The sequence below is a fragment of the Pseudonocardia sp. DSM 110487 genome (assembly GCF_019468565.1).
GTDB lineage: Bacteria > Actinomycetota > Actinomycetes > Mycobacteriales > Pseudonocardiaceae > Pseudonocardia.
On the sequence record NZ_CP080521.1, the window covers coordinates 9,282,696 to 9,305,582 of the forward strand.

Sequence of the window (22,887 nt, forward strand, 5' to 3'; positions counted from 1 at the left end):
CAGTGGAGCCCCGACCTGACGTCCGCATCCGTCCTCACCTGCGCGAACAGGTCATGGCAGGCCCGCCAACGCACCCGCTTTGCCGCACATTTGCCGCGAACGGCGCAGTGGTGGCCAGTTTGGAAGTCAAGGGAGGCGCCGCCACGCTTGACCTACACAGAGGCCGCGCCGTGGTCAGGCGGGTCCTACGACCCGTTGTTCGCCGTGAGCGTCAGCGGCCCCACGGTCGGTCGTAGGGGACCGCTCAGGCGCCCCTGTGGTGGCCGTAGGCGCACGAACGGACAGGCGCCAGGTCAGATCCCACCCGTGGCAGGTCGGCCGATTCGGTGTCTCGAGGAGTTCGTAGCCGCCGTACGGGAGGCGGCTACCGGGCGCGAAGACCTGTCCGCTGCCCCTCCCCCGCATTGGCGGCGTGCCGGGCGCTGACGAACGCGAGCGGGAGCGCGTCCCGCGTAGTCACCGCATCTGTGGCTTGCAGTCCTTGGTCCACTACTGTCTGCTGACAGATCGTCCGCTCATCGCCGACCGCCTGGAGCATGTACCTGTGATCGACATGACAAGCTGGCCGGAGCTTGAGGTGGACGTACTGGACGACGTTGAGTTGGACCCCAATAACATTCGCCTCGAAATGCCAGTCAGTGCGCCACAAGTCGATATAATGCGCGACATATTCGTGAACGGCGATGCCCTTTCGCTGGTCGAAGCAATCGTCAAGGTTGGGTATCTAACGCACGAAACGCCGATCATCGTTCAGCGCGATGGGAGAAACGTCGTCGTCGAAGGCAACCGGCGACTCGCTGCACTCAAGGCGATTCAAAACCCGTACCTCGTTTCAGAATATCAGTCCCGAATAACTGCCCTCGTCAAGGAATTCGACGGACGAGATGGCCTACGCAAGATTCAGGTAAAGCTGGCACCCGATCAGGAACAGGCGAATCAAGTAATCGCCGCGATTCACACCAGCAACATTCGCCTCCGATGGCCCCCCGCACGACAGGCTGCCTTCTTTCAGGCACAGGTGGATGCCGGAAAGACGCTGCCACAGCTGCTTGTCGAATACCCACTCTCGTCCGTTCGGCGGTTTGTCAGATCCAGCCAGCTACTGAACAAGTTCAAGTCAGTTCCATACTCCGACCCAGAGCTTCGAGACTTCTTCAATACCAAGAAGTTCATACCGACCACTCTGTCTCGAATCTACGAGTCAGCCGAGTTTACCCGCGTCCTCGGAATCGAGATGCGACCAAACGGCAGCATCAAGATGAACGTGTCCGACACACGCTTCAATAGGATTGCAACTTTCATTATTAGCGGAATGAATTCGGGCGAATTTACATCGCGGACCTTGCCGAAAACATCCGCGCAGGCGTTCCAAAACTTGATCGCTGAGATCGAGCGGATCGCCTCAGCTCCCTCGGGAAGATCTCCAAGTTCTTCGTCCGCGGCAACCAGTGCAGGAGGAGGGACAGGCAACAGTCGACAGCCAGGAACCAGTCAGGCAGGCAGCGGCAGCAATCCCAGCCAGACCGGAGGTGCGGCGGGCGGGACTGCGGCGGGAGGAGCCAACGCACCAAACGCCGGTGGACCCGCAGCTCAACCACCGCAAGGGAGTGCAGGACAGCAGCAGCCTGCGAGCCAACCCCGACGTCACACCTCCATACGCCTTGACTCTCACAGCCTTGTCGTCCCACCGACGTTTCCACCAGCTATCGAGAAGATCTATACTGAGCTGATTACAATCCACGTGCAGAATTATCCGAACGCAACGATGGACCTTCTTCGAACTTTTCTTGAGAAAGTCATCAAAGCGTACGCACGAGGGAACCAGCACACTATAATTCCACAGCATGGCGGCTACGTCCAGCTTGGCGACTGCTTGACGTGGCTTAACAATCACGTTCAGTCGCTGCCCAATCATAGCGGCCTCTCGTCGTTGATAAATCGAATACAGTCCCGCAACGTAAAGCAGTACCCCACCAGCGCGGCCTACTTGAACGACATAAACCACAACCCCGACATCTTCGCAACGCCGCAAGACGCACATGAACTTTGGGAAGCGATGGTCAGCCTGATGCAGTTGATGCTCAAATGAAGATGAGCGGTGAACGCATCCATCCGGCAATGAAGCGACCGCGTCTGTCACCTCTTAGGTACCCCGGTGGCAAGGGTGGGCTATACGGGCGCCTACGGGAACTGATCCGGCTCAACTCCATCACGAAGGGAACCTACATCGAACCGTATGCTGGCGGCGCAGGCGCAGCCATTGGCCTATTGATAACCGGTGAGGTCAAATCGATCCACATCAACGACCTAGACCCCGCCGTCTTCGCCTTTTGGACTGCGTGCGTAACGCGGAATGTAGAATTCATCGCCAAACTTCGTACAGTTCCCGTGTCTGTTGACGAATGGCGCCGACAAAGAGAGATCTACGATCTGGGCAGGAAAGCAGATCTCTTCGATCTCGGCTTCGCCACTTTCTATCTGAACCGCACCAATCGATCAGGGGTTCTGAACGGCGGCCCGATCGGCGGACACGACCAGAGCGGGCCATACAAGATCGACGCCAGATTCAATCGCGACACGCTGTCCGAGCGCATGCGACTTATCGGACTGTACTCAAGTAAGATATCCGTAACAAATGACGACGGCATGGCGATAATTAACAGGTACATTGATAACACTGATGCGTTCATCTATGCGGACCCGCCCTACTTCTTGAAGGCTGGATCGCTGTATATGAACTCATTCAAGGCAGAGGACCACGCTGCCCTCGCGGCTTGTCTGAACTCTGCTGCGGATGCACGGTGGGTTCTCACATACGACAACGTCTCTCAGGTTGCCGAACTCTACAAGGATCGACGTCGCGAGGAGATCGGCGTGCACTACTCTGCCCGCAACGTCACTAAAGCCAAGGAAGTGATGGTCTACTCGGACTCTCTGGAAGTTGATCGTCCTACCCTATTTGACCTTGTGGAAGCGGTTGACTGACGCCGCCTCAGTGTATGGCTACGTCGGCCGTTTCGATCTGGAGGCCGGACTTTCCTGCGGAGAGCCAACCGAGCCGTGGCGTCGTGGATGCCGGGGCGAGTGGGGCCCTTGACCGCGCTGCACCTCGCCGAGGGCAGCTGTATTCACCTCGCCTCCTGGCACGCGGCTTGCCCGTGACCGTGTCGTACCGAGGCTAATCGCACACCGCCCACAGGCTCGACTCGTCGCCACTGACCGCCGGAGGCCTGGCCCCTACCTCAGCAAGAGTTCTCGGCTGTCGAACGCCCTCCGCAGGATGCAGGCGCCCGGTGAGGCGACCGGCTCATCACGCAGGAGGCGAGCCACGTTCTCGCCGTTAAATCGGAGCCCGTCGGTCACGTTCACAACGTCCGACGAACTCACGAGCGATCCCTCGGAGTTCACCGAAACAGCATCGCCGAACAGCTCGTCGAACGCATCGTCATCGAACACCACGACGGTGAGAATCGTCGCCGTGAGCGTCAGCGTGTCTAGCCCGATCCCCAGGCAGTAGGGCGACACGCGGCCGTCCCGACGCGCCCGTTCAAGGCTTTTATAGAGCGGCCAATCCTCATACACCAACGGCTCCCCCGAACTGCCGTCGCGCTCCGGCTCACCCAGGATTTCCTCGCTGTACTCGCGGACCATGCTGCGCCACAGACTGAAGTCGTTTTCGCGGTCATGTGTGGAGATGGTGGAGGGCTGGAACTCGCCGGCCGGGATGAGGCCGTAGATCCCGGCCGATGTGGCAACTTTCGCCGGATCGCGCCAGTGCAGGAGGAACGTTGCCTCCCCGGTCTTCCGATTCCTACGCAGCGTGAGCGTCTCGATGGCCGGGATGATGTAGCGACGTTCCATGTCGAATGGGTCACCAATGAGCGCCCGCAGCGGAAGTGAATCCCAATCGAGGCGCTTACTGCCGGCGGCGTGCGCCATCGCCGCCTCGTGTGCGATGGCCTCCGCAAGATCCAGCTTGTCGAAGTACGCAGCCAGGCCGAACCTCATATGCGGATCATTTCGCAAGTCGACTTCGAGTAGCCGGTAGCTGGTCCGGTTCTCGAACAGCTTCGGCGGATCCAGGTAGCGCACTGCTGAGGTGTAGCGCGGAAAGGATTTCCCTGGCGCCCGGAGTGGCAGCGTCGCTGCGGCCTCCGGCTCGCTCCCCGTGATGCTGACCGGCGGCGGGTTATCCAGCCAGTCCAAGCGGATCTCGTCGAGTGGGATCGGCGCTGCCGGCGTCCACTGCGGAAGCGCCAGGAACGTCAGATCGCCGACGCGGACGTCGGGCCGATAGAGGCCGGCCGTTGCCTGGGCCAGCTCCCGGCGCGACCGGTTGAGCGCGCGCCTCGTCCGGCGCCACTTCTCCTGGCTCACGGCCACCGGGTCGACATCACCGACCAGTCGCGAGCCAGACGGATCAGCGACCGGGCGTAGCAGCTCATCCGAGAGGCCGAGGCGGGCGGGCGGGACGTTGAGCTGCTGGGCGATCCGCAACAGCATCTCGATGTCGGTCACTCGACGCTTCCCGGTCTCGATCTTCGAGACGTAGGACTGATCCAAGTGCAGCAGTTGAGCCAGATCAGCCTGATTGATCTTGTTCACACGGCGGTACTCGCGCAGGACTTCGCCGAGCAGGTCAGTGTTCAGCTCCAGCTCCGATGGCGCAGGGGATGACAACCACGGCTCGTCTGGCACGAGATTTTTCCGCCTTTCTCTCGGGTGCCGGCCCCGCGGACACGGGTTCCGACCAGTGCATATGCCCAGCAGTCCTACCAGGCAAACGGGCAGGCCAGAGGGTCCTTGGACTCGATCGTTCGCAGGCTCGAATCTCGAATCATGACACCGAGAGATGCACTACGAATCCGAGTCAGGACCGGGGGCGGGCGCCCGGTCGAGCAGCTCGCCGAGCGTCCGCTCCACATCGCCGAGCACGGTCCGCGCCCGGCGCACCTGGTCCCGCAGCGCGGCCAGTTCGAGCCGATCTGCAGCAGTCGCCCGCAGGGCGTCAGTCGGCTCGTCGGCGACGAACGCCCCACTGCTCGGCCGAACTACAGCCCGGCCGGAGGCAGCAAGCAGCCGGACGGCCGCCTGGGCGGTGTTCACGGCGATGTCGTGGTCGGTCGCGATCTGCCGGTACGAGGGCAGGCGCTCCCCCGGGCCGTAGACGCCGGCATCGATGTCTCGTGCAAGCCGCTCGGCAACGCGCTGGCTCGCGTGCCGGGGCTCAGCTTCGTCGGGATCGGGCGCAGCCATGCCGATGAGCCTACCCGCCGTCTCAAGACGGGTGTTGACGTTGCGACGGTCGACGCTTACCGTCGCAATATGGATCGCCGTATTAAGACAGATCGGAGTGTTGTTGAGATGGATCGCGACGACGTCGCTGGGCTCGATGACTGCACAGCGCCGCTGGACGACGAGCAGCGCGAGTCCCTTCACGACTTCTGGGAGCAAGTGATCCGCGAGGAGCTCGTGCCGCCGGTGCGGCGAGCCCCTCGCGAGGTGTCACTGGCCGAGCTGGACGAGCGCCGGGAGCGCCGTGCAGCGCGTCGGGCGGTAGCCCAGATCGCGGCGGCCAGCCGTGTGACGCGCCTGCGCCGTTCGACGCCGGCAACACGCTCTGCCGAATTCGGACCGGGGGAGGCGGCGTGAGCGCCCCGCGCCCGGCGCCGCGCTCCGCGGTGCGGTTGTGGGACGGCCGAATGTGGCCGTGCGCGGGCCGGTACGCCGGGGTGCCGGTGTTCCGCTACGGGTGGGCGCCGTCCGGGCTGTTCACGGTGCGACAACTGGCCGCGCTGGGGTTGCGCCCGGCAGGTCAGGACGTGGCGGGGTGGCTGGTGTGGGGGCCGGCGAACCGGCCCCGCTGGGCCTACCTGTTCCGGCTGGATCTGGCCGCGCCGAAGCGCCCGATGACTCGGGCGCGGTGGGTGGCGATCGAGCGGTGCAACGCCGCGCAGCGCATCTGCCCATCGTGCGGGGAGGACGCCGGCTACCGCATCCCGCGCTCGCTCGGGGAGTGCACCGAGTGCGCCGAGTCCACCCGCGGCCCGCGCTACGCCGCCGATGGCGAGGAGTGGGCGGCGTGAACGCCTGGCTGATGTGCGCCTGCGAGCGCACGATCCCGACCCACATCGACGCCGACCCGGACCCCGCTGGCGGTCCCGGGTGCGGGATGGCCTGGCGAACCCGCGAGGCCAGCAACGAGATCGAGGAATTGCACGTCACCGAGGTCCAGCCCGGCGGTCACCTCCGCCAAGACGCGTCCGCCGGGCTGGTTCTCCCCAACCACCAGAACAGCAGTGAGGAGAACGCGATGGTATGGCCGATCCCGGCGGCCGGCACCGTGGTGCCGCCCGCGGTAGGCAACGGGGGTGGTCAGTCATGACCACCCAGCAGGTGGCAGTTGGGCTGCTCGTGCTCGCCGGGCTGGCCATGGCCTCGATCTGGACCTCCGGCGCCCGCGCCGGACGCAACTCCGAGCGGGCGGTACGTGAGGTCACCCGGATGACCGGCACCGCCGGACGGACGCTGGCCGCGGCCGCGGTCATCGTCGGCACGCAGTGGGCCGTGGTCGCGCTGACCAGCAACGCGATCGCGATCGGGGTCGCGCTCGGGCTGCCAGCCCTGTTCGCCGGCACCACGATCGCCCGGCTGCTCGCGGTCACCACCGTGGTCCGCACCCTCCCGCGAGGGGGTGCCCGGCGATGAGCAACCTCGACATGGCAGGCGCGGTGTCGTTCGCGGTGGTGCTGCCAGCATTGCTGGTGGCCCATCAGGTGGCCGATCACTGGGTGCAGACCGACCACCAGGCCGGGCACAAGGGCCTGCCCGGGTGGGCGGGTCGGTGGGCGTGCGGCAAGCACGTCGCCACCTACACCGTCGTGACCACGCTCGCGGTGCTCGGCGTGTGGGCGATGTTCGCCCTGCCACTGGGCTGGGGCGGCGTGCTGGTCGGGCAGTTGGTGTCGGCGGTGACGCACTACTGGGCTGACCGGCGCACGACCCTCGCAGCGCTCGCCGAGGCGAGCGGCAGCGGCGCGTTCTACCGGCTCGGCGCCCCGCGCGCGGGCCGGGACGACAACCCGTCGCTGGGCACCGGCGCCTACGCGCTGGACCAGTCGTGGCACTGGCTGTGGCTCGGCGTCGCCGCGGCCGCGACCGCCCTGATCGGCGGGGGTGCGTCATGACCAGCGCCTACCCGATCCCCGTGGACGAGCTGGCTGACCGGGTCCGCGAGCATGCCCGCACGCTGGGCGGCTGGCCGTCGCGGAACCAGGTGATGAAGGAGTTCCGGGTGGGCGGGCCGAAGGCGGCCGCGGCGCTGGACGCGCTGCGCGCGGTCGGGTTCGACCCCACCACCTCCGGCCAGTCGACCGAGCGGCCCGCCGAACGCCCGGCACTGCCGCTGCGCGCTGTGCCCGACGTCGCCGAGCAGTCCCCGGCCGTCGACGGCGCTGATCAGGGCGAGGTGTCCGCGCGGGAGGCGGTACCGGACCTACTGGCCGATCCCGATGGGCTCGACAGAGGCGCCGGCGCTCACGCCGATCACGGCGAGGGCCGTTCTGCGCAGGTCGCCACGCTCGCAGACCCGGGCACGGAGACGGGTCGGGTGTCGCGGTGGCCGCTGCTGCTTATCGCCGGCGCGGCGTTCGTGGCGATCTGGGGTGGCTGGGTCGGGCTGGGTGAGCTGACCGGGTTCGGCCCGATCCGGCTGCTGCCGGGCATCTGGGACGAGTTCGTCATCAACTCCGCGATCACGTTGCCGATCGGGATGGAGGCCTACGCCGCGTACGCGCTGCGCGCCTGGCTGGCCCCGCCCGAGGCGGGTCTGTCGCGCACGGCCCGGCGGTTCGCCGGGGTGTCCGCGATCGGCGCGCTCGTGCTCGGCGGGCTCGCGCAGGTCGCCTACCACCTGATGGTCGCGGCCGGGATGACCCACGCGCCGTGGCAGATCACCGCGGCCGTGTCCTGCCTGCCCGTTCTGGTGCTCGCGCTGGCTGCCGCCCTGACTCACCTGATCCACCACTCGGAGGTCGCCCGATGACCACCACCACGTTGGTCGGCACCCCCGACCCCGACAACCACAGCAACCACCAGCACACCCCTGTTGAGCACGGCGAGAGCGAGGGAGTCCGGATGACCAGCACGCACGACATCCCGCCGCCGGCGCCCGGCGCCGCGCAGCCGTACGAACCGGCGCAGGGTCGGATTATCGACTTCCCGGCCCCGGCCGGGCGGGACCCGATGCCGCCGGTGGACGACGGCGACGACGCGGACGACGAGGACGGCGCTGGCCGGGTGCTGGTCGACCCGCCGGCACGGGACCCAGGCCGGGAGTTGCTGCCTTGGCAGCGCCGCGAGGTCGTGCGGCGCCCGGTGATCGCGCCGTGGCTGACCCGCACCGAGGACGTGCGCGCGGCCGGCCGGTGGGCGGCCGGATGGGCGTGGCACGCCACCGGTTTCCACACCGTCCGCGCACCCCTCTACGCGGCCAAGCTCGCCGCTCGCGCCCCCCGCGGCGCCGGCGTCGCGCTCGCGTCCGCGGCGCGCTGGGTGAACGACGCCGAGTCCAGCACGCTGCGCGCTGAGGCGGTCCGGGCCGGGGACGCCGACCGCTACCTGAAGCTCGCCGAGGCCCGCGCGGCCCGGGTGCGGGTCCGGCGCCGGCTCGCCTTCGCCGGGCTGCTCGCCGGCGCGGCCGGTCTGCTGGTGCTGCACGCGTTCGCACCCGCCTGGCTCGTGCTCACGCTCGCGCTGGCCGCCGTGCTTGTGCTCGGCTGGGTCGGCACCCCGGCCGACCGCCCGGTGACCGGCCGGTCTGTGGTCCGCACTCAGGTCCAGCGGCTCACCTCGGACATTGTGGTTCGCGCGCTGGCCTCGCTGGGGATCGCGGAGATCAACAAGGCGATGGGCAAGGGTGGTGGCGGGATCACCTTCCCCGCCCCCATCACCCGCGACGGCCCGGGGTGGCGCGCCGATGTGGATCTGCCCTACGGGGTCACCGTCTCCGACATCGCCGAGCGCCGCGACCGGCTCGCGTCCGGGTTGCGGCGCCCGCTGGGGTGCGTGTGGCCGGAGCCGGCGTCCGAGGCGCACGCCGGGCGGCTGGTGCTCTGGGTCGGGGATCAGGACATGGCCGCGGCCAAGCCGGCACCGTGGCCGCTCGCCCGCGGTGGGGCGGCGGACCTGTTCCGGCCGGTGCCGTTCGGGGTCGACCAGCGCGGGCGCCGCGTCGCGCTGTCGCTGATCTTCGAGAGCATGCTCATCGGTTCCAAGCCGCGGATGGGCAAGACGTTCGCCATGCGCGTTGTGCTGCTCGCCGCCGCCCTGGACCCGGGTGCGCAGCTGCGGATCTTCGAGCTGAAGGGCACCGGTGACCTGTCGATGGTGGAGAACTGCTGCCACCACTACGGCTCCGGCGCCGACCCGACGACGCTGGAGGCGTGCATGGAGTCGCTGCGCGACCTCTACGCGCAGCTGGACACCCGCGCCGCGGCCATCCGGAAGCTGCCGCGGGAGATCTGCCCGGAGAACAAGGTCACCCCGGAGATCTCCGCCCGCCGGGGGCTGGGCCTGTTCCTGATCGTGGCCGGGATCGACGAGTGCCAGGAGCTGTTCTCCCACCCCGACTACAAGGACGAGGCCGCCCGGCTGGCCGAGGCCATCATCAAGCGCGGCCCCGCGCTCGGGATCATCCTCGTGCTGGCCACCCAGCGCCCGGACGCCAAGTCCCTCCCGACCGGGGTGTCCGCGAACGTGGGGATCCGGTTCTGCCTGCGGGTGATGGGCCAGACCGAGAACGACATGGTGCTCGGCACCTCGAGCTACCAGAACGGGTTGCGGGCGACCACGTTCGGGCCGCGGGACAAGGGCATCGGCTACCTGGTCGGCGCCGGCGACGACCCGCAGATCGTGCGCACCGCCTACATCGACGGCCCGGCCGCCGAGGTCATCGGCGCCCGCGCCCGCGCGCTGCGGGAGGCCGCAGGCACCATCACCGGCCACGCCGCCGGCGAGGACACCGAGCAGCACGAGCGGCCCGCCCGGTCGGTGCTCGGCGACATCGCCGAGGTGTTCGGGCCGGATGAGGACCGGCTGTGGTCGGAGGTGATCGCCGCCCGGCTCGCCGAGCAGTGGCCCACCGCCTACCGCAGCACCACCCCCGCCTCGCTCGCCGCGAGCCTGAAGCCCTACGGGCTGGCGCCGGCGCAGGTGTGGGGCACCGACCCGGACACCGGAGAGGGTCGCAACCGGCGCGGCTACCTGCGCGACGCGGTCACCACGGCGTGGCTCGCCACCCGCAAGGACCGCGGGCCGAACACGCCGGGCGGTGACAGCGCGTAGCTGAACTAGGGAAGTCGGGACCGGCCGCCGGCGGTGGGGCGCTAGCACCCTCACCCGCTAGACCTAGCGCCCCCCGCTAGCGGCCAATCCGAACCCTGAACAGGGCGCTAGCAACCTAGCGCCACCAGCGCAAACACCCCTCAAAACCCCGCTACACGGCACCTTGCCGGGTGCCGCGGCGCTAGACCCATGCCTCGATCAGGAGCACCGATGAGCACGCACAGTAAGGACTCGCTCTCGCTCGCCGACCGCGCCCGCCTCGCCACCTGGCTCGACCTCGCCGCCCGTGGCTGGCACCTGTTCCCGGTCCGGCCCGGCCGCAAGACCCCGGCCATCACCCGCTGGCAGGACCGCGCCACCACCGATCCGCAGCGCATCACCCGGTTCTTCACCGACCGCCCCGACCACAACGCCGGCATCGCCTGCGGGCCGTCTGGGCTGCTGGTCATCGACTGCGACACCCCCAAAGCCACCTGCGCCGGCGACAACCCGAGCGGCTCTGCCGGCGGTGCCACGGGCCGGGATGGGTGGGCGGTGCTCGCCGGGATGGCGGCCGGCCGCGGCGGGCTGCCCGACACCTGGACCGTCGCCACCCCGTCCGGCGGCCGGCACCTGTACTTCCGCGCCCCCGCACCGGGGCCGGACGGGCGGCCGCTGGGCAACACCGGCAAGACGCTCGGACCGATGCTCGACACCCGCGGGGCGGGCGGGCAGGTACTCGCGCCCGGCAGCCGCCTCCCAAACGGCGGATACGAACTCCTCGACGACACCGACCCCGCCGCTCTGCCGGGGTGGTTGGCCTGGCAGCTGTCCGTTCGCGCGCCTACGGCCACCTCAGGGCCGCCTGAGCGGTTCTCCACGACGGTGGGTGACTACGGGGCCTACGTGTCGACCATCGTGCGGGCCGAGCGTCAGCGAGTCGCTCAGGCCCCGCGCGGCGGGCACAACGCCGCGGTGTTCACCGCGGCCCGCGCGCTCGGGCAGCTCGTGGGCGCCGGCGTGCTCGACCCGGCCACTGTCGAGCGCGATCTCCTCGCGGACGCCGCGCACATCATCACCGGCCCGTGCGACTGCACCGCCCGCGACATCGCCGCATCGATCGCGTCCGGGCTCGCCTACGGCCGGCGCCGGCCCCGCTGCCTCCCACCGCCCCGCGCTGGCACGGGCATGGCTGACGAGGGGAGGCAGACCGCATGAGCGCCGACCTGGACACGACGTTGACCGCGATCGACAGCGCGATCAACTCAGCGGCCGACGGGGACGGCGGCCGAGCGTGCGTCAAGTGCGGTGACCCGCTGCGCAACTCTCCCTCGGAAGACTTCTGCTCCGAGGCCTGCCAGGCGACCTGGCTGACCGAACGAACCGCCGGCCCGCCGACCGACGCCGGGTCGGCGCCGAACGAGCAGCTCCCCGACCAGGGGCCGGCGCGCGCGCTCGGTTGGCTGGCGCCGCCGCCGGCCACGGCGGTCGAACCGGCCGAACTCCTCGACCGTGTGGCCGCGTTCATCAGTCGATTCTCGGTGTTCCCGGACCAGCACTGCGCGCCCACGCTCGCGCTCTGGTACGCGCACACGCACGCCGTTCAGTACTTCTACACCACCCCCCGACTGATCCTCGATTCCGCGGAACCCGGATCCGGCAAAACCCGAGTGCTGGAAGTCGCGCAGTATCTGGTGGCGAAGCCAGAGATGACCATCAGCATCACCACCGCGGCCATCTTCCGGATGCTCGCCGTCGGACCGGTCACGCTCTTGTTCGACGAGATCGACGCCGTATTCAACGCGAAAGGCGGCGGGAACAACGAGGATCTGCGGGCGCTTCTGAACGCCGGATACAAGCGCTCCGCGACGGTCGCGCGCTGCGTCGGGGATGCGTCCCGGATGAAGGTCGAACGATTCCCCGTGTTCGCGCCTGTTGCGCTCGCCGGGATCGCCGGCGGAATGCCCTCCACCATCACCACCCGCGCCATCACCATCCACATGCGCCGACGCGCCCCACACGAGCACGCCGAACCGTTCCGAGAGAGGAAAGTGGAAACCCAAGCCGCACCCCTGCGCGAGGCACTCGCTGAATGGCTCGACAGGGTGGGGGCCGACTACCTCGCCGGTGCCGAACCTGATGTTCCTGACGGGGTCGCCGACCGCGCCGCCGAGGTCTGGGAACCACTGTTGGCGATCGCGGACCTCGCCGGCGGGCACTGGCCCGAAACCGCCCGCGCTGCGGCCGTCCACTTCGTGCGCACAGCGAGCACCGCCGGCACTTCGATCGGCACCCGACTCCTCGCCGACCTACGGGCCCTGTTCCACGTCGCCGGAGTGGACCGGATGGCCACCACCGACATCCTCGCCGAACTCCTCGCCGCCGAGGAAGCCTCCTGGGCAGATCTCGACGGCCGCCCGCTCGACCCCCGCCGCCTCGCCCGCGAACTCGCCCGCTACGGGGTCCGCCCCGGCCCCATCCGCATCGGCGGCCAGCCCACGAAGGGCTACCAAGTCGGCGGCCCCACCGGGCTCGCCGACGCCTGGGCCCGCTACCTCCCACCACCCGACACCCCACCGGAGTCGGTTACATCGGTTACAGCAGTTACACCGCAGGTCAGACACGTAACCGCACCCGACCCCGTAACCGGTACGTCGGTTACACCCCCTGTCGAGCCATCACCCCCCGCCCCACCGCAACGCACCCGCGTAACCGACGCAACGGTTACGCCCCGAGCATCGGTTACGCCCCTGACCAGGCAAGTAACCGACGTAACCGACGTAACCGCTACCAACGGCCCGGGGGGTGCCCGATGACCAAGCCGATCGAGAGGCTCACGCTCGCCGAGGTCTGCGCCGAGCTGCGCATCTCCCGCTCCACCTTCTATGAGTGGCGGGCCAAGGGCCGTGCGCCGCGCTGCATCAAGCTTCCGAACGGCGATCTCCGCATCCGCCGCTCCGAACTTGAACGCTGGCTCGACTCCTGCGAGGAGGCCGCGTGATGGACGGGAAGCACAGCTTTGATGTTCGTATCTGGACGACGCGCGTCTACGCGGGCAAGTCGACCACGACCTACTACGTCCGGTGGAAGGTCGCCGCGCAGCCGTACCAGGAGGGGTTCCGGACGTCGGCTCTTGCGGACAGCTTCCGATCCGAGCTGGTCTCGGCGGCACGCTCAGGCGAAGCGTTCTCAACCGAAACCGGGCGGCCGGTTTCGGCTGAGCGCCGCGAAGAGGACCCGACACTCTGGTACGAATTCGCGTGCTCCTATGTCGACATGAAGTGGCCCGCCGCCGCCGGAAAGTCGCGCATGGGTATCGCCGAGACACTGGCCACTGTCACCCCGGCGCTCGTGCGCAAGTCCGAGGGATGGCGACCGGACGCCGAACTTCTACGCCGCGCGCTCTACACGTGGTCGTTCAACAGTCGCGCCCGCAGCGGCGGTCAGGCACCGGAAGAATTCGCTCGCGTGCTTCGTTGGCTGGAAACCAACACCCGACCCGTTCGCGATCTGGCGGACCCCGATGTTGCGCGCGCTGTCGTCGCGGCTATCAGCAAGAAGCTCGATGGCAGACCGGCCGCCGCGAGCACGCGTCAACGCAAGCGGGCTGTCGTCTACAACGCACTGGAGTATGCCGTAGAGAGGAAGCTCATGGATACAAACCCGCTAGCTGCGATTCGGGCGAGGAATCATCGCCCCGTGGAACAGGTGGACCGGAGAGTTGTCGTCAATCCAGAGCAAGCGGCGCGACTGCTCGCGGCGGTTGGCAAGCAAGGCGAATCAGGCAAGCGCTTGGTGGCGTTCTTCGCACTGATGTACTACGCGGCTCTCCGGCCGGCCGAGGCAGCGAACCTGCCGGACTCAGCGCTTCAGCTGCCTACCGAAGGATGGGGTTGGGGTGAGTTGTTCCTCCCCGGCTCCGCGCCGACGACGGGCGCAGCATGGAGCGACAGCGGCAGGCGACGCGATGAACGAGGGCTGAAGCATCGCGCTCGCGAGGCGATCCGCGTCGTGCCGTCTCCGCCGCCGCTCACGTCGCTTCTCCGAACCCACCTGCAAGAGTTCGGGACGAACAGCCGGGGGCGGCTGTTCGGCGCCACGCGAGCCGCTGACGGCGACCTCTCGGACAGCGTGTACGGGCGCGTGTGGGCGAGCGCTCGCGCGGCCGCGCTCACGAGCGCCGAGGCAGCTTCCCCGCTTGCGCGACGGCCATACGATCTCCGCCACGCGGCGGTGTCGACGTGGTTGAACGCTGGCGTGGCGCCCACACAGGTCGCCGAGTGGGCCGGGCACAGTGTCGCCGTGCTCCTCCGTGTCTACGCCAAGTGCATCGCCGGACAGGAGGAGGCCGCGCGGAACCGCGTAGCGCTCGCCCTCGGCCTCCAGTAGAGCCGTCTCACCGCTTGCCACGCATTTGCCACGGCCACCCGGAGACCACCGGACGGGGCCGGACACCACCGGACAGACGAGAACGGCCCCCGACCCGCGTTTCCGCTGGTCGAGGGCCGTTCGGCCGGGTGTGGCAGGTGAAGGATTCGAACCTTCGTAGGCTAAGCCGACGGATTTACAGTCCGCTCCCTTTGGCCACTCGGGCAACCTGCCGGGGTGCGCCGAGGCGCAGGACCGAGGATACGACAGTGACCAACCGGGTTCCGCAGGGGCCCGGTCGACGAGGAGGCGCACGGTGGCAGACCCGTCGTTCGACGTGGTGAGCAAGGTCGACCGGCAGGAGGTCGACAACGCCCTCAACCAGGCCGCGAAGGAGCTCTCACAGCGGTTCGACTTCCGCGGCACGGGCACCTCGATCGCGTGGGCGGGCGAGGAGGCCGTGACCATCGAGTCCGAGACCGAGGAGCGCGCCAAGGCGGCCGTCGAGGTCTTCAAGGAGAAGCTGATCAAGCGGAGCATCTCGCTGAAGGCGTTCGAGGTCGGCGAGCCCGCGGTGTCCGGGAGGACCTACAAGGTCAGCGGCAAGATCCTCCAGGGCATCGCGACCGACAAGGCCAAGGAGATCAGCAAGACCATCCGCGACGAGAAGCTCAAGGGCGTGCAGGCGCAGATCCAGGGCGACCAACTGCGGGTCTCGGGCAAGAAGAAGGACGACCTGCAGGCGGTGATCGCGCTGCTCAAGAACAAGGACTTCGGGATCGCGCTCCAGTTCACGAACTACCGCTAGCGGCCGGGGGGCCTGCGTGGCGAGGCACCGCCCGGCTGCCGCCGATCAAGGGCTGATGGTCGCCGAACGATCTCCGGGAGCGACCATCTGCCCTTGATCGCCGCCCGGGAACGCGTCGGGCACAGGCCGCCGACCACCGATGGGTCCTTGACTCGATCACCCGGGGCGTTGTCCTATGAACGTGACCTTGGTCACAAGAGCCGACGCCCGGAGGTGGGTTGTGCTCGGGACGAGGACTCCGTTCACGGACGAACGCGCGCCATGCGGGAAGCGGGTGAGCGGCACCCGCTACTTCGAAGACGACGGCTCCGGCATCCGCTGCGATGACGTGACCTACGCGTGCGGCTGCCGGTCGATCTCCCACCAGTTCCACGACGGCAGCTGCCGCACGAGAGTCACCCGGCACGACGGTCGCGTGCTGCTCAACGAGCTCTCCGCAGAACACGCCGAGTAGCACGCGATGGCCGACCACGACGTCGTGGTGGTGGGGGGTGGCGCGGCAGGCCTGCGCGCCGCCATCGCGATCGTGCAGGCGCAGCCGCAGCTCTCCGTTGCGCTCGTGTCGAAGGTCTACCCGATGCGCAGCCACACGGTCTCCGCCGAGGGCGGGGCCGCCGCCGTCATCGCGAGCGACGACAGCCTCGATGAGCACGCCTACGACACGGTGTCGGGGAGCGACTGGCTCTGCGACCAGGACGCTGTGGAGGCCTTCGTCGACGAGGCGCCGCGCGAGCTGTTGCAGCTGGAGCACTGGGGTTGCCCGTGGAGCCGCCAGCCCGACGGCGAGGTCGCGGTGCGCGCCTTCGGCGGCATGAAGAAGATGCGCACCTGGTTCGCCGCTGACAAGACCGGGTTCCACCTGCTGCACACGCTGTTCCAGACCTCGCTGCAGTACCCGCAGATCGCCCGCTACGACGAGTGGTACGTCACGAAGATCCTCGAAGACGACGGCGTCGTGCGGGGCGTCGTCGGGATCGAGCTGGCCAGCGGGCGGATCGAGGCCGTCACCGGACGGGCGGTCGTCCTGTGCACGGGCGGCTGCGGGCGCGTCTTCCCGTTCACGACCAACGGCAACATCAAGACCGGGGACGGGATGGCGCTCGCCTATCGCGCGGGCGCCCCACTCAAGGACATGGAGTTCGTCCAGTACCACCCGACCGGCCTGCCGTTCACCGGCATCCTGATCACCGAGGCGGCCCGCGCGGAGGGCGGCTGGCTGCTCAACAAGGACGGCTACCGCTACCTGCAGGACTACGACCTCGGCACGCCGTCGCCCACGCCCGTCATGCGCAGCATGGAGTTGGGTCCACGGGACCGCATCTCCCAGGCGTTCGTGCACGAGCAGGAGAAGGGCAACACGGTCGACACCCCTTACGGGCCGGTCGTCTACCTCGACCTGCGGCACCTCGGCGAGAAGATGATCGACGCCAAGCTGCCGTTCGTGCGCGAGCTGTGCCAGCAGTACGAGCGCATCGACCCGGTGCACGAGCTGATCCCGGTGCGGCCGGTGCAGCACTACATGATGGGCGGGGTCCACACCGACATCCACGGCGCCACCGGGCTCGCCGGCCTGTTCGCCGCGGGCGAGGTCGCGTGCGTGAGCATCAACGGCGCCAACCGGCTCGGCTCGAACTCGCTGCCGGAGTGCCTGGTGTTCGGCCGCAGGGCGGGGATCGCGGCCGCCGAGTACGCCGCAGCACACCCGGGCACCCGCAGCGTCGAGGCCCAGGTCGCCGACGAGCACCGGCGGCTGGTGCACGACCTGCTGGAGCGCCGGAACGGCCGCGAGCGGATCGCCGACGTGCGCACCGACATGCAGCACGCGATGGAGGGCAGTGTCGGGATCTTCCGCGACACCGAGTCGCTGCTCACGGGCGTCGAGAAGCTGGGCGAGCTGCGGGAGCGGTTCGAGAAGGCCACGCTCGAGGACACCAGCCGGACGTTCAACACCGAGCTGGTCGCCGCCCTCGAGCTCGGGTTCATGCTGGACGTCGCCGAGACGATGGTGGCGAGCGCACTGCGCCGCGAGGAGTCGCGCGGCGCCCACCAGCGCACCGACTTCCCCCGCCGCGACGACACGCGCTTCCTCGCCCACTCGCTCGTCACCCGACGGCCGGACGGGGCGCCGCACGTCGAGTACCTGCCGGTGACGATCACCCGCTGGCCGCCGGGCGAGCGGGTCTACGGGAGGTGAGCCAGTGCCCGACACGATCACGCTGCAGGTCACCCGCTACCGGCCGGAGTCGGAGAGCGCGCCGACGCTGCAGGAGTACGAGGTGCCGATGCGGGAGGACTGGGCGGTCCTCGACGGCCTGAACTACGTCAAGGACCACCTCGACGGCACGCTGTCGTACCGCTGGTCGTGCCGGATGGGGATCTGCGGCAGCTGCGGCATGACCGTCAACGGCGATCCGGCGCTGACCTGCGGCACGTTCCTCACCGACTACGCGCCGGGACCGGTCCGCGTGGAGCCGCTGGCGAACTTCCCCGTGATCCGGGACCTCGTCGTGGGGATCGACGACTTCATGCACAAGCTGCCCGAGGTGAAGCCATGGCTCGTGCGCGACGACGACGGCGGCGTGGACGATGTGGAGTTCCTGCAGACTCCCGACCAGCTCGACGCGTACAAGCAGTACAGCATGTGCATCAACTGCATGCTCTGCTACTCGGCGTGCCCGGTGTACGGGATCGAGCCCGACTTCCTCGGCCCCGCCGCGATCGCGCTCGCCCAGCGCTACAACCTCGACTCCCGCGACCAGGGCGCCCACCAGCGACTGGACGTGCTCGCCACCGACGCGGGTGTCTGGGCGTGCACCTACGTCGGTGAGTGCACGCGGGCGTGCCCCAAGGGCGTCGACCCGGCGGGGGCGATCCAGCGCTACAAGCTCACCGCAGCCGCGCGGACGCTGCTGCCGTGGGGGAAGCGATGACCTACCGCCAGCCGGTTTCGTTGCTCTGGTGGACGCGCCGCCGGTCGTACCTGATTTTCGCGCTGCGGGAGCTGTCGAGCGTCGCCGTGGCGTGGTTCGTGGTGCACTTCCTGCTGCTGGTCACGGCGGTCCACCGCGGATCGGCCGCTTACGAGGAGTTCCTCGGCTGGAGCGCGAGCCCGCTGATCCTCGTGGTGAACCTCGTCGCGCTGGCGTTCGTGGTGCTGCACGCCGTCACGTGGTTCAGCCTGGCCCCGAAGGCGATGGTGGTGCGCATGCAGGGGCAGCAGGTGCCGCCGCAGATGATCGCGGCCGGTCACTTCGGGGCGTGGGTCGTGGTCTCGGCGGCCGTGGCGTTCGTCCTGGTGGTGATGCTCTGATGGCCGAGGGACGGAAGCCTGCGGAGCCGGCGGGGCGGGTAAGGACAGCGAGGCCGTCGAGGGCGGAAGCGGCGGCGTGGCTGCTGTTCAGCGCGGGCGGGATGGTCTCCGCGCTGCTGGTACCCGTGCTGGTGTTGCTGTTCGGCGTGCTGTTCCCGCTCGGTCTGCTCGCCCCACCCGATCACGCAGGGCTCGCGGCGCTGCTGGGGCACCCGCTCGTCCGGATCCTCCTGCTCGGGCTGTGCGTGCTCGCGTTGCTGCACTGGGCCCACCGGTTCCGCTACACCCTCTTCGACGGGCTGCAGCTCGACCGCTTCCGCGGCGCGATCACCGTGCTCTGCTACGCGGCGGCGCTGGCCGGCTCGGTGTGGGCGGCGTTCGTGCTGCTCGACTGACCCGCGGGCTCACGGCCCTCCCAGCATGCGCAGCGCGGCGCAGGCGACGGCTTCGGACGACCCCGAGTTCTGGCCCGTGACGAGGTTCCGGTCGATGACCACGTGCGACAGCCACGCCGCTTCGCCGTCGTCGAAGATCGCGCCGCGGTTCTTCAGCTCCGCTTCGAGCGACCATGGAAGGCGACGACTGGTCAGATCGTCCTCCGTGTCGCTGAACGCCGTCATCCGGTAGCCGTCGAAGATCCACTTCCCGGCATCGTCGGGCGCGGACAGCAGCGCCGCCGGACCGTGGCACAGCGCGGCGACGATCGTGCCGCCGCCCTGCACCAACCGCAGGATCCGGCCGACATCCGGGTCGTCCGCCAGGTCGACCATCACGCCTCGGCCGCCGGGGAAGTAGATCGCGTCGAAGGAGCGGATCTCCTGGTCGGTGAGCCCGTCCAGCGAATGCGGGCTCCGCAGCCCTGGGAGCGCGGAGAGGACCTCGACGGTGCGCCGCGCCTGCGCGCAGCCGGCCGCCACCACCTCGTCCCCGATCCGCGCGATCCCCGCGGCGGTCAACGTGCTCGCGACCTCGTCGTCGGCCATGAGCACCTCGATGAGGTCCGTGCTGCGCCGCCAGGACCGCTGCGCCGCCGACTCGACCGTCCGACGCGCCAGCGCCACCTGCATGCCCGCATCCCGCAGCGCGAGGAAGATCCTCCTGAGCGCCACCAGGTTCAGCTCGCTGAAGTGCATGAACGTGACGCGGTCCCGGTCGGGGTGGTAGGCGAACCTGCGGAGCACGGAGAACATGAAGTCCTCGTCCGCATGGTGGCAGTGGAAGAACGGTTCGAGGCCCCACGGATCCGGCTGGGGCGTCCTGCCACCGGGCGTCGCGAACACCACCTCGACGCCCGCGGCCGCGAACTCCTCGTACGGCTCGCGGACCTCGCCCGCCTGATATCCGCACGGGTGGTCCTCGCCGTCCGCCAACCTGATCGCCCGCGCTCCGGTGACGACCATGAGCAGCCGTGTCATGGGAGCCCCCTGTGGCGCTGGGTCACGCGTCCGCGTGGTCCGCGAGATGTGACGCGAAGCATCCTCCGCGCGCTCGGCGCGGGGAAGCGGCCAGGCCCGAGTGTTATCAACTAATTGCAACCGAACGATCGCTGTGAGTAGTGGCCAACTCTGAGTATCGTCGGCTCATGCGGGGTCTGGTCGTCGCGGGAGGACGTCCGGGCAGGCACCGATTCCGCATGGAGGAGGTCATGGAGGTCCGCGCGGCCGCCACCGTCCATAACGACGCCGAGACGCAGTCGGCGTTGCACCACCTGGCGCTGATGATCGCGAAGGGTGAGCCGTTCGCAGCCGTGCTGGCGGCAGTGATCGCGGAGGCCGTGCGGCAGTTCGGGCCGCCCAGCACCGCAGGCGTGATCAGCTACGAGCGGGACGGCCGGACGACGGTCGTCGCCGAGAGTGCACAGGGCATGCCCGGCCGCCTTCCGCCCGGGCTGGCCGCCACCGTGCTGCGCACCGGCCGGTTCACATCGGCGTCCGAGGGGAGCCGGTTCACGGCCGCCACGCCGGTGCACGTGGACGAGCTGCTGTGGGGATTGCTGGCCATCACGTCCCAGCAGGCCACGCTGCCTTCCGACCCGGAGCAGCGGCTGGCGGAGCTGGCCGAGCTCGTGGCGACGGCCGTCGGCAACGAGCAGCGCCAGGCGGAGCTCATCGCCTCCCGCGCCCGGCTCGTGGCCGCGTCGGACGAGGCGCGGCGCCGGATCGAGCGCGACCTCCACGACGGCGCGCAGCAGTACCTCGTCACGCTGATGCTGCGGCTGCGCTCGGTGGTGGAGATGCCCGTCCTGCTGCCCGAGGTACGCACCGAGCTCGAGGACATCGCCGCCGAGCTCGCCGGCGTGCTCGATGACTTGCGGGAGCTGTCCCGGGGCATCCACCCGGCGATCCTGTCCAAGGGCGGGCTGCGCCCTGCGCTGCGCGCACTCGCCCGTCGCTCGAGCATCCCCGTCGTGATGGACGTGCGCATCCACCGCAGGCTTCCCGAGCCGGTCGAGGTCGGGGCCTACTACGTCGTCTCGGAGGTGCTCGCCAACGCCACGAAGCACGGCCACGCCTCCACCGTCGAGGTGGATGCGGCGACCTCCGACGGCACGCTCCACGTGCAGGTCCGGGACGACGGCATCGGCGGCGCCGACCTGGCGAGGGGATCCGGGCTGATCGGGCTCAGGGATCGAATCGAGGCGCTGGGCGGAACGTTCGCCGTGGTCAGCACGCGCGGAGAGGGCACAACGGTCTCCTGCCAACTCCCCATCGCTACGGTGACCGGGTGAAGCGGGTCCTCGTCACCGGCATGTCGGGCACCGGCAAGTCGAGCGTGGTCGAGGAGCTCGTCGCACGCGGCTACAAGGCCGTGGACACCGACGACGGCTGGTGCGAACCGCTGCCCGATGGACGCCAGCAGTGGCGCGCGGACGCCATCGAGCGGCTGCTCGACACCGAGGACGCCGACGTCCTGTTCGTCGCGGGGTGCGAGGAGAACCAGGTGCGCTTCCACCAGCGGTTCGACCACATCGTGCTGCTCAGCGCGCCACTCGAGACGCTGCTGCAGCGGCTCGCGACCCGGACCGGCAACCCGTACGGCAAGTCGCCCGAGGAGCGGCGACGGTTCCTCGAGGACGTCGAGGCCGTCGAGCCGCTGCTCCGGCGATCCGCCACGGTGGAGACGCGGACGGCGGCCCCGCTGCACGAAGTCGTGGACACGATCCTGGAGGCCGTCGGCGAATGATCGGCGTTTCTCGCCGACGCGCCCGTTCTCGGCCCGCGCTACCCGTCGACGGGGGGCGTTGTGCGAGCCGAGCCTGCGTGCGAGAGCACGAGCTCCGCCACCACCGCCGGGTCCTCCACGTGCGCGTTGTGGCCCAGCCCTCGCAGCTCGACGGGCGCCGGGACGAGCTCCCGGAGCTGCGCCGCGCTGACCATCCCGTCGTGCTCTCCCCTCGCGAGGACGACCGGGACGGGCGCGGCCGCCAGCAGGACCGCCATCTCCGGGTCGCCCACGCCGAACGCGCGGGGGTCGAGCGCCGGCCGCCATGCCCCGTCCTGCTCGACGACACCGGAGAGCGCGGCGGGCGAGTCGGGGGCGACGAGGCCGTCGAGCCCCGAGACGCGCAGGTGCCGGGCGACGGCCTCCTCGCGGCTGGCGAACCGGGCGGGCTCACGGGCGGCGATCGCCGCCGCGCGCGCGAGCTCCTCCGCCGTCCAGGCGACCTTGATGCCCAGCCCGATCACCGCCAGGACGCCGGGTCGCGCGGCCAGGTGCAGGCCGACCACCCCGCCGAAGGAGTGCCCGAGGATCACGGTGCCCGCCGGGTCGACGAGGTCGGCGACGGCGTCCGCCACCGCGGCGAAGGTGTAGGACGGCAGCGGGGCGGAACCGCCGTGACCCGGCAGGTCGGGCGCCACCCACGCACCCGGCAGCAGCGGGGTGAGCCCGTCCCAGACCTCGCCCGTGGCACCGAGCCCGTGCAGCAACAGCACCACCGGCCCGCCCTGTCCGCCCGCCCGCACCCGCAGCTCCACGCCGCCAGCATGACGGCCGAGGCTCACCGTGCATACCGCGGAGCCGCCGTGCAGACCGCCGGACATGTGCACGGTGGGCGCGAGATGTGCACGGCCGCTCG

General features: G+C 69.3%; 24 protein-coding genes and 1 tRNA gene. 20 read left to right on the forward strand and 5 right to left on the reverse strand.

The features are described from left to right. Nucleotides 1-544 precede the first annotated feature (544 nt). Together K1T35_RS43775 and K1T35_RS43780 are read left to right on the forward strand one after the other, a co-directional pair. The gene (locus K1T35_RS43775; protein ID WP_220257529.1) at nucleotides 545-2,089 is read left to right on the forward strand and encodes a ParB/Srx family N-terminal domain-containing protein; all 1,545 of its coding nucleotides are present in this window, start codon (nucleotides 545-547) and stop codon (nucleotides 2,087-2,089) included. Then, nucleotides 2,086-2,985, forward strand: a complete 900-nt coding sequence (locus K1T35_RS43780; protein ID WP_220257530.1) for a DNA adenine methylase — start codon at nucleotides 2,086-2,088, stop codon at nucleotides 2,983-2,985. Before K1T35_RS43775 ends, K1T35_RS43780 begins: the two co-directional genes overlap by 4 nt. Before the next feature lie 252 nt (nucleotides 2,986-3,237). On the opposite strand, the gene K1T35_RS43785 is transcribed toward K1T35_RS43780, so the two are convergent. Together K1T35_RS43785 and K1T35_RS43790 are read right to left on the reverse strand one after the other, a co-directional pair. Continuing rightward, nucleotides 3,238-4,698, reverse strand: coding sequence for a helix-turn-helix domain-containing protein (locus tag K1T35_RS43785; RefSeq protein WP_220257531.1), 1,461 nt, complete (start codon nucleotides 4,696-4,698; stop codon nucleotides 3,238-3,240). Nucleotides 4,699-4,857: 159 nt separating this feature from the next. Continuing rightward, on the reverse strand, nucleotides 4,858-5,439 hold the full coding sequence (locus K1T35_RS43790) for a GntR family transcriptional regulator (protein WP_220257532.1): 582 nt from the start codon (nucleotides 5,437-5,439) through the stop codon (nucleotides 4,858-4,860). Nucleotides 5,440-5,648: 209 nt separating this feature from the next. On the opposite strand from K1T35_RS43790, the gene K1T35_RS43795 reads away from it, so the two are divergent. The 10 genes from K1T35_RS43795 (at nucleotide 5,649) to K1T35_RS43840 (ending at nucleotide 14,712) form a co-directional block, all read left to right on the forward strand. Beyond that, entirely contained in the window at nucleotides 5,649-6,086 is a 438-nt protein-coding gene (locus tag K1T35_RS43795) for an RRQRL motif-containing zinc-binding protein (protein WP_220257533.1), read from the forward strand. Further along, nucleotides 6,083-6,385 carry a hypothetical protein gene (locus tag K1T35_RS43800; protein ID WP_220257534.1) on the forward strand — a complete coding sequence of 101 codons (303 nt, stop codon included), beginning with the start codon at nucleotides 6,083-6,085 and terminating at the stop codon, nucleotides 6,383-6,385. The genes K1T35_RS43795 and K1T35_RS43800 overlap by 4 nt, the downstream gene beginning before the upstream one ends. After that, nucleotides 6,382-6,708 carry a hypothetical protein gene (locus tag K1T35_RS43805; RefSeq protein WP_220257535.1) on the forward strand — a complete coding sequence of 109 codons (327 nt, stop codon included), beginning with the start codon at nucleotides 6,382-6,384 and terminating at the stop codon, nucleotides 6,706-6,708. Before K1T35_RS43800 ends, K1T35_RS43805 begins: the two co-directional genes overlap by 4 nt. Continuing rightward, nucleotides 6,705-7,187, forward strand: a complete 483-nt coding sequence (locus K1T35_RS43810) for a DUF3307 domain-containing protein (RefSeq protein ID WP_255621325.1) — start codon at nucleotides 6,705-6,707, stop codon at nucleotides 7,185-7,187. The genes K1T35_RS43805 and K1T35_RS43810 overlap by 4 nt, the downstream gene beginning before the upstream one ends. Next, nucleotides 7,184-8,044 (forward strand): ABC transporter permease, encoded by an 861-nt coding sequence (locus K1T35_RS43815; protein WP_220257536.1) that lies wholly within the window; start codon nucleotides 7,184-7,186, stop codon nucleotides 8,042-8,044. The genes K1T35_RS43810 and K1T35_RS43815 overlap by 4 nt, the downstream gene beginning before the upstream one ends. After that, nucleotides 8,041-10,344 carry a cell division protein FtsK gene (locus tag K1T35_RS43820; protein WP_220257537.1) on the forward strand — a complete coding sequence of 768 codons (2,304 nt, stop codon included), beginning with the start codon at nucleotides 8,041-8,043 and terminating at the stop codon, nucleotides 10,342-10,344. The genes K1T35_RS43815 and K1T35_RS43820 overlap by 4 nt, the downstream gene beginning before the upstream one ends. A 210-nt stretch (nucleotides 10,345-10,554) precedes the next feature. Next, on the forward strand, nucleotides 10,555-11,541 hold the full coding sequence (locus tag K1T35_RS43825) for a bifunctional DNA primase/polymerase (protein ID WP_220257538.1): 987 nt from the start codon (nucleotides 10,555-10,557) through the stop codon (nucleotides 11,539-11,541). Next, nucleotides 11,538-13,139, forward strand: a complete 1,602-nt coding sequence (locus tag K1T35_RS43830) for a DUF3631 domain-containing protein (protein ID WP_220257539.1) — start codon at nucleotides 11,538-11,540, stop codon at nucleotides 13,137-13,139. Before K1T35_RS43825 ends, K1T35_RS43830 begins: the two co-directional genes overlap by 4 nt. After that, complete coding sequence (locus K1T35_RS43835) at nucleotides 13,136-13,324, forward strand: AlpA family transcriptional regulator (protein WP_220257540.1); 189 nt, start codon at nucleotides 13,136-13,138, stop codon at nucleotides 13,322-13,324. The genes K1T35_RS43830 and K1T35_RS43835 overlap by 4 nt, the downstream gene beginning before the upstream one ends. Continuing rightward, nucleotides 13,324-14,712 carry an integrase gene (locus K1T35_RS43840; RefSeq protein ID WP_220263235.1) on the forward strand — a complete coding sequence of 463 codons (1,389 nt, stop codon included), beginning with the start codon at nucleotides 13,324-13,326 and terminating at the stop codon, nucleotides 14,710-14,712. Before K1T35_RS43835 ends, K1T35_RS43840 begins: the two co-directional genes overlap by 1 nt. A 131-nt stretch (nucleotides 14,713-14,843) precedes the next feature. Here K1T35_RS43840 and K1T35_RS43845 read toward each other — a convergent pair. Further along, nucleotides 14,844-14,925, reverse strand: a tRNA-Tyr gene (locus K1T35_RS43845). 82 nt (nucleotides 14,926-15,007) lie between these two features. Here K1T35_RS43845 and K1T35_RS43850 point away from each other — a divergent pair. The 6 genes from K1T35_RS43850 (at nucleotide 15,008) to frdD (ending at nucleotide 19,204) form a co-directional block, all read left to right on the forward strand. After that, complete coding sequence (locus K1T35_RS43850; protein ID WP_220257541.1) at nucleotides 15,008-15,499, forward strand: YajQ family cyclic di-GMP-binding protein; 492 nt, start codon at nucleotides 15,008-15,010, stop codon at nucleotides 15,497-15,499. Nucleotides 15,500-15,773: 274 nt separating this feature from the next. Continuing rightward, the gene (locus tag K1T35_RS43855; RefSeq protein WP_220257542.1) at nucleotides 15,774-15,953 is read left to right on the forward strand and encodes a hypothetical protein; all 180 of its coding nucleotides are present in this window, start codon (nucleotides 15,774-15,776) and stop codon (nucleotides 15,951-15,953) included. A 6-nt stretch (nucleotides 15,954-15,959) separates the two neighbouring features. After that, the gene (gene frdA / locus K1T35_RS43860) at nucleotides 15,960-17,693 is read left to right on the forward strand and encodes a fumarate reductase (quinol) flavoprotein subunit (protein WP_220257543.1); all 1,734 of its coding nucleotides are present in this window, start codon (nucleotides 15,960-15,962) and stop codon (nucleotides 17,691-17,693) included. 4 nt (nucleotides 17,694-17,697) lie between these two features. Further along, entirely contained in the window at nucleotides 17,698-18,429 is a 732-nt protein-coding gene (gene sdhB / locus K1T35_RS43865) for a succinate dehydrogenase iron-sulfur subunit (RefSeq protein WP_220257544.1), read from the forward strand. Continuing rightward, complete coding sequence (locus K1T35_RS43870; protein WP_220257545.1) at nucleotides 18,414-18,809, forward strand: hypothetical protein; 396 nt, start codon at nucleotides 18,414-18,416, stop codon at nucleotides 18,807-18,809. Before sdhB ends, K1T35_RS43870 begins: the two co-directional genes overlap by 16 nt. Beyond that, complete coding sequence (gene frdD, locus K1T35_RS43875) at nucleotides 18,809-19,204, forward strand: fumarate reductase subunit FrdD (protein WP_220257546.1); 396 nt, start codon at nucleotides 18,809-18,811, stop codon at nucleotides 19,202-19,204. Before K1T35_RS43870 ends, frdD begins: the two co-directional genes overlap by 1 nt. 9 nt (nucleotides 19,205-19,213) lie before the next feature. Here the strand turns inward: frdD and K1T35_RS43880 are convergent, their stop codons facing one another. Continuing rightward, on the reverse strand, nucleotides 19,214-20,224 hold the full coding sequence (locus K1T35_RS43880) for a type 1 glutamine amidotransferase domain-containing protein (protein ID WP_220257547.1): 1,011 nt from the start codon (nucleotides 20,222-20,224) through the stop codon (nucleotides 19,214-19,216). Nucleotides 20,225-20,391: 167 nt separating this feature from the next. On the opposite strand from K1T35_RS43880, the gene K1T35_RS43885 reads away from it, so the two are divergent. After that, entirely contained in the window at nucleotides 20,392-21,537 is a 1,146-nt protein-coding gene (locus K1T35_RS43885) for a GAF domain-containing sensor histidine kinase (RefSeq protein ID WP_220257548.1), read from the forward strand. Next, nucleotides 21,534-21,992: an AAA family ATPase gene (locus tag K1T35_RS43890; RefSeq protein WP_255621326.1), complete on the forward strand. Its 459-nt coding sequence runs from the start codon at nucleotides 21,534-21,536 to the stop codon at nucleotides 21,990-21,992. The genes K1T35_RS43885 and K1T35_RS43890 overlap by 4 nt, the downstream gene beginning before the upstream one ends. 38 nt (nucleotides 21,993-22,030) lie before the next feature. Here the strand turns inward: K1T35_RS43890 and K1T35_RS43895 are convergent, their stop codons facing one another. Continuing rightward, nucleotides 22,031-22,780, reverse strand: a complete 750-nt coding sequence (locus K1T35_RS43895; RefSeq protein WP_370645542.1) for an alpha/beta fold hydrolase — start codon at nucleotides 22,778-22,780, stop codon at nucleotides 22,031-22,033. Between the last annotated feature and the right edge of the window lie 107 nt (nucleotides 22,781-22,887).

Bases quoted from the DNA above. Each gene is read 5' to 3' on its own strand.
- K1T35_RS43880 (WP_220257547.1), bottom strand. From the start codon at position 20,224: ATGACACGGCTGCTCATGGTCGTCACCGGAGCGCGGGCGATCAGGTTG.
- K1T35_RS43830 (WP_220257539.1), top strand. From the start codon at position 11,538: ATGAGCGCCGACCTGGACACGACGTTGACCGCGATCGACAGCGCGATC.
- K1T35_RS43820 (WP_220257537.1), top strand. From the start codon at position 8,041: ATGACCACCACCACGTTGGTCGGCACCCCCGACCCCGACAACCACAGC.
- K1T35_RS43805 (WP_220257535.1), top strand. From the start codon at position 6,382: ATGACCACCCAGCAGGTGGCAGTTGGGCTGCTCGTGCTCGCCGGGCTG.
- K1T35_RS43825 (WP_220257538.1), top strand. From the start codon at position 10,555: ATGAGCACGCACAGTAAGGACTCGCTCTCGCTCGCCGACCGCGCCCGC.
- K1T35_RS43780 (WP_220257530.1), top strand. From the start codon at position 2,086: ATGAAGATGAGCGGTGAACGCATCCATCCGGCAATGAAGCGACCGCGT.
- frdA (WP_220257543.1), top strand. From the start codon at position 15,960: ATGGCCGACCACGACGTCGTGGTGGTGGGGGGTGGCGCGGCAGGCCTG.
- K1T35_RS43840 (WP_220263235.1), top strand. From the start codon at position 13,324: ATGGACGGGAAGCACAGCTTTGATGTTCGTATCTGGACGACGCGCGTC.
- K1T35_RS43815 (WP_220257536.1), top strand. From the start codon at position 7,184: ATGACCAGCGCCTACCCGATCCCCGTGGACGAGCTGGCTGACCGGGTC.
- K1T35_RS43835 (WP_220257540.1), top strand. From the start codon at position 13,136: ATGACCAAGCCGATCGAGAGGCTCACGCTCGCCGAGGTCTGCGCCGAG.
- K1T35_RS43810 (WP_255621325.1), top strand. From the start codon at position 6,705: ATGAGCAACCTCGACATGGCAGGCGCGGTGTCGTTCGCGGTGGTGCTG.
- K1T35_RS43885 (WP_220257548.1), top strand. From the start codon at position 20,392: ATGCGGGGTCTGGTCGTCGCGGGAGGACGTCCGGGCAGGCACCGATTC.
- frdD (WP_220257546.1), top strand. From the start codon at position 18,809: ATGGCCGAGGGACGGAAGCCTGCGGAGCCGGCGGGGCGGGTAAGGACA.